This window comes from Geodermatophilus sp. SYSU D00079 (assembly GCF_054050635.1).
In genome coordinates this window covers 1-4,800 of the sequence record NZ_JBJGZS010000056.1, presented here as the reverse complement: position 1 = coordinate 4,800, position 4,800 = coordinate 1, and the positions used below count along the sequence as shown (strand labels likewise).

The 4,800-nt window shown below is 76.4% G+C and carries 5 protein-coding genes; 4 read left to right on the top strand and 1 reads right to left on the bottom strand.

Annotation, left to right across the window (positions count from 1 at the left end; all coding sequences use genetic code 11):
• Positions 1 to 118: 118 nt before the first annotated feature.
• Positions 119 to 973 (bottom strand): IclR family transcriptional regulator, encoded by an 855-nt coding sequence (locus tag ACI79E_RS22270; protein ID WP_456934764.1) that lies wholly within the window; start codon positions 971 to 973, stop codon positions 119 to 121.
• Positions 974 to 1,335: 362 nt separating this feature from the next.
• On the opposite strand from ACI79E_RS22270, the gene ACI79E_RS22265 reads away from it, so the two are divergent.
• The 4 genes from ACI79E_RS22265 to ACI79E_RS22250 are packed head-to-tail and all read left to right on the top strand — an operon-like array spanning position 1,336 to position 4,686.
• Positions 1,336 to 1,902 carry a UGSC family (seleno)protein gene (locus ACI79E_RS22265; protein ID WP_456934763.1) on the top strand — a complete coding sequence of 189 codons (567 nt, stop codon included), beginning with the start codon at positions 1,336 to 1,338 and terminating at the stop codon, positions 1,900 to 1,902.
• Positions 1,899 to 2,993, top strand: coding sequence for a hypothetical protein (locus ACI79E_RS22260; protein WP_456934762.1), 1,095 nt, complete (start codon positions 1,899 to 1,901; stop codon positions 2,991 to 2,993). Before ACI79E_RS22265 ends, ACI79E_RS22260 begins: the two co-directional genes overlap by 4 nt.
• Positions 2,990 to 3,826 carry an SDR family NAD(P)-dependent oxidoreductase gene (locus ACI79E_RS22255; RefSeq protein WP_456934761.1) on the top strand — a complete coding sequence of 279 codons (837 nt, stop codon included), beginning with the start codon at positions 2,990 to 2,992 and terminating at the stop codon, positions 3,824 to 3,826. Before ACI79E_RS22260 ends, ACI79E_RS22255 begins: the two co-directional genes overlap by 4 nt.
• Positions 3,823 to 4,686 (top strand): SDR family NAD(P)-dependent oxidoreductase, encoded by an 864-nt coding sequence (locus ACI79E_RS22250; RefSeq protein WP_456934760.1) that lies wholly within the window; start codon positions 3,823 to 3,825, stop codon positions 4,684 to 4,686. Before ACI79E_RS22255 ends, ACI79E_RS22250 begins: the two co-directional genes overlap by 4 nt.
• The last annotated feature ends 114 nt before the right edge of the window (positions 4,687 to 4,800 follow it).

The window sequence follows — 4,800 nt, the reverse complement described above, 5'->3', positions numbered from 1 at the left end:
GGGGGGCCGGCGGCCGGGGCCACAACACCCCGGCCCCCCCCCCCGGGGGGGCGCCCGCCCCCCCCTCCGCCGTGCGGTGCGGTGCCGGCCGGGCCCGGGGAGCCCGGCCGGCGGCGGTTCAGCCGGAGGAGCGGGAGGTGCGCAGCGCGCCGCTGGCCTCGGGCTTGGCCGAGGGGGCGCCCAGGGCCCGCGAGATGCCGCGCGCCGTGGCCGCCAGCGCGGGCACCAGCGCGTGGCTCTGCACCGTGCCCCGCTGCACCGTGACGCCCAGGGCGGCCACGACCTCGTCCCGCCGGCCGCGGACGGGGACGGCGACGGCCAGCGCGTCGGGGGTCAGCTGGTTCTCGGCGATGGCCACACCGGTGCGCCGCACCTCGGCCAGCACCCGCCGCAGCTCGGCGACGTTGGTGATGGTGTCCGCGGTGAACCGCTTGAGCGGGGCCTGCAGCAGCTCGTCCTGCACCTCCCGGTCGGCGAAGGCCAGCAGCACCTGCCCGGTGCCCGTGGCGTGCAGCGGCCACCGTCCACCGAGGCGGCTGAGGACCTGCACCGCGCCCCGGGCCCGCAGCGCCTCGACGTACACGCCGTCGGAGCCGTCCCGGACGGCGAGGTGCACGTTGGCCCGGGTCGCCTGGTGCAGGTCGTCGAGGTAGGGGAGCGCCAGCTCGCGCAGCTGCAGCCCGTGGGGGGCGAGGGCGCCGAGCTCCAGCAGCCGCAGCCCGATCGCGTAGCGCCCGTCGGCGGCCCGCTCGAGGCCGCCCCACTGGCGCAGCTCGCCGACCAGGCGGTGGGTCGTGGTGAGCGTCAGCCCCGACCGCCGGCTGATCTCGCTGAGGGTGAGCGAGGGGTGCGCCGGTCCGAAGGCGGACAGGACGGCGAGGACCCGCCCGGCGGCCGTGGCGGCCCCGCCGGTGGGCAGCCGGGCCGGCCGGCTCTCGGTGGCGGTCGACGGCAACGGTCTGCTGGCTGCCAAGGCACGCCCTTTCGTTTCACACGACATCTGGTTGGCTCGTACACCGAAGTGGGCGGCGTCACTGTGCGGTGGCAGGTGGTGTGGTGTCAAGCACGTCCGCCGACCGGGCCGGTCGCTGCCGGGCTTCCACCCCAGGGAAGAGCCGTCGCTGCCCGAGTGTGGCCCCGCACACGATGGTCGGGCAAGGACGGCGTGAGCCCGGTCACCGCCTCCCGCTCGGGAAGCCGGCCGGTGCGGGACCGTCCGCCAGCCGCGATCCGCACGTCGGCCGGGGTCCCCGGGCCCCGCCGGCGGCGACCACCCGCCGAGAGGACACGAGGCCGCGTGAACCCGATCCCCACCCCTCCGGGAGGAACCGCCTGATGGCCACCCTCGCCGACATCCTCGACCCCACGGGGCAGACGACCACGCGCATCGGCGCCACCGCGCAGGCGCCGCGGCGCGCCGACCTGACCGGCGTCCGGCTCGGCCTACTGGAGAACACCAAGCACAACGCCGCGCTGCTGCTCGACGAGCTCGCCGCCCTGCTGCAGAGCGAGCACGGCGCCTCCGCGACCGTGCTGCGCCGCACCAAGACCGCCTTCGCCCTCCCCCTGCCCGAGGAGCAGCTGGCCGAGCTGGTCCGGGAGTGCGACGTCGTGCTCACCGGCGTGGGGGACTGCGGGTCCTGCAGCGCCTCGGCCGTCGCCGACGGCATCGCGCTGGAGCGGGCCGGCGTGCCGGCCGCGGTCATCTGCTCGGACGCCTTCACCGCGACCGCCAGCGGCATGGCCGAGGTCCAGGGCGCGCCCGACTACGCGTACCTGACCACCGCGCACCCGGTGGCCATCCTCGACGCCGACGCCGTCCGCGAGCGGGCCCGGCAGCTGCTGCCGCAGGTCGTCGCGACCGTGACCGCCGCCGGCGCCCAGCACAAGGCCGCCTCGTGAGCGTCGCCGAGGCCCCCGTCGTCGTCCCGGACGCCGACCCCGAGGCCGCCCAGGCCGCGATCGAGCACTGCTACGCGCAGGGCTGGTCCGACGGGCTGCCGCTGGTCCCGGCCACCCGCTCGCTGGTCGACCGGTTCCTCGCCACCGTCGACCGCTCGCCCGACGAGGTCATCGGGACCCTGCCGCACCTCAACCGCAGCGTGACCGTCGAGCTCGCGGCCGTGAACGCCGCGATGGCCGGCTGCCTGCCGGAGTACTTCCCGGTCGTCATCGCGGCCTGGGAGGCGGTCCAGCGCGACCGGTCGGCGCAGGGCGGCGGCTGGCAGAGCACCAGCGGCCCCTCCCCGCTGCTGGTCGTCAACGGCCCCGTCCGCCAGGAGCTCGGCCTCAACGCCGCCGGCGGCGTCTTCGGCCCCGGCTTCCGGCCGAACATGACCATCGCCCGCACCATCGGGCTGATGGTGCGCAACGCTCTCGGCGTCGTCCCGCACGGCTTCGAGCAGGCCACCCAGGGCCTGCCCGGCCGCTGGCAGGTCTGCCTCGCGGAGAACGAGGAGGAGAGCCCCTGGGAGCCGCTGTCCGTGGAGGGCGGCGTCGCCGCCGGCACCTCCGCGGTCTCCGGGATGCTCACCCGCACCGTCGAGTACGTCGACAACCGGCACACCGCCGACCCCGAGCAGCTGCTCGCCGACTTCGCCGACACCATCTCCCGCAGCGGCGCCTCGATCTTCCGCCACCACCCGGCCGGCATCGTCTTCTGCCCCGAGCACGCGCAGATGCTGGCGGGGGCCGGGATGAGCAAGGCCGACGTCCGGGCGTGGCTGGTCGAGCGCTGCGGCAGGAGCAAGGCCGACCTGGCCCGCGTCGGCAAGGACGGCGTCGGCGACAACGGCGTCCGCTTCGCCGACGGCGGCACCGACCCCGAGGCCTTCGACCGGCTGTTCGCCACTGGCGGCCCCGAGGCCCTGCCGATCGCCGTCGCCGGCGCCCGCAACGCCGGCATCTCGATGGTGGTCCGCGTCTTCTCCGGCTGGTCGGCGAGCTCGGTGCCCGTCGTCGGCCGCACCACCCCTCCAGGAGGCCAGCAGTGACCGAGTTCAGCGAGTCCCTCACCGACCCCTTCGGGGACGCCGGGGAGCCGTGGATGACCGGGCGGACCGCCCTGGTCACCGGCGGCGGCCAGCAGAGCACCACGGAGCCCGGCGTCGGCTACGCCATCAGCCGGGTGTTCGCCGCCCACGGCGCCCGGGTGGCCGTCCTGGACCGGGACCTCGCCGCGGCGCAGCGCACCGTCGACGCCATCGAGGCCGACGGCGGCAAGGCGATCGCCGTCGTCGCCGACCTGCTCGACGACTACGCGTGCAAGCGGGCCGTCGAGGAGACCGTCGGCTCGTTCGGCGGGTTCGACACCCTGGTCAACAACGTCGCCGTCGGCGACCGCGCGGGCATCTTCGAGGTGACCCCCGAGCGGTTCCACCAGCTGATGGACCTCAACCTGACCACCGCCTGGCAGATGACCCGGCACGCGGTCGAGGTGCTGCCCAGCGGCTCGGCGATCGTGAACATCAGCTCCGTCGGCGTCCGGGCCCGCGGCCCGGGCATGGTCTACAACCTGGCCAAGGCCGGCCTGGAGAACATGACCGTCGGCGCCGCCAACACCCTCGGCGAGCGCGGCATCCGCGTGAACTGCGTGCAGGTCGGTGCGATCTGGGGCGCGTTCGCCGCGGCCAACATGTCGCCGGAGATGCGCGCGATCCGCCGGGGCTGGTCCGGGCTGGGCACCGAGGGCAGCCCCTGGGACATCGCCCAGGCGGTCCTCTTCCTCGCCAGCGACCGCGCCCGCTGGGTGTCGGGCCAGATCCTGTCGGTCGACGGCGGCCCGAGCAGCCCCAAGCCGCCCAAGCCCGCCGGGGACGCGACGTGAGCGCCCAGCGGGTCGCCCTGGTCACCGGCTGCGGCAAACCGGACGGGATGGGGCAGGCGATCGCCCGGCGGCTCGCCGGCCAGGGGCTGGCCGTCGTCGTCACCGACCTGCAGGCCACCGGCGTGCCCAACCGCCAGCAGGAGGACCGGAAGGCCGACTGGGGCGGGGTCGAGGCGCTGGTCGCCGACATCACCGCCGGCGGCGGGACGGCGCACTCCGTCCTCGGGGACGTCGCCGTCGAGGCCGACGCGCAGCGGATGGTGGCCGAGGCGGTCGACCGGTTCGGCCGGCTCGACGTCCTGGTCAACAACGCCGCCGCGCCGCAGGGCCCCGACCGCGCCGACGTCGCCGACATCCCGGTCGAGGTGTTCGACCGGGTGGTCGCGGTCAACCTGCGCGGGCCGTGGCTGATGAGCAGCGCCGCCGTCCCGGTCATGCGGGCCCAGCGCTCGGGCCGGATCGTCAACATCTCCTCGATGGCCGGGCTGACCGCGGCGCCGTTCTCCGGGCCGTACTCGGCGTCCAAGGCCGGCGTCATCGGGCTCACCCGCGCCCTGGCGATGGACCTGGGCCCGTGGGGGATCACCGTGAACGCGCTGTGCCCGGGCCTGGTGGGCACCAGCCGGGCGTTCCTCAGCTCCGGTCCGGACGTCGATGAGGCGGCGCTGCTGGCCTCGCGCGGGCGCAACATCCCGGTCGGCCGGGTCGGGCTGCCCGAGGACGTCGCCGCGGCGGTGGCCTTCCTCGCCTCGCCCGAGGCCGGGTACATCACCGCCCAGGCGATCCCGATCGACGGCGGGGGCATGAGCCCGTTCCCGCTGCGGCACCCCGAGCCGGTCGCGGAGGCCGCGCTCTCCTGACCCACCCCGGGGGGGGGGGGGGGGGGGGGGGGGGGGGGGGGGGGGGGGGGGGGGGGGGGGGGGGGGGGGGGGGGGGGGGGGGGGGGGGGTGGTCTGCGCGGAGCGCCTCCGGCC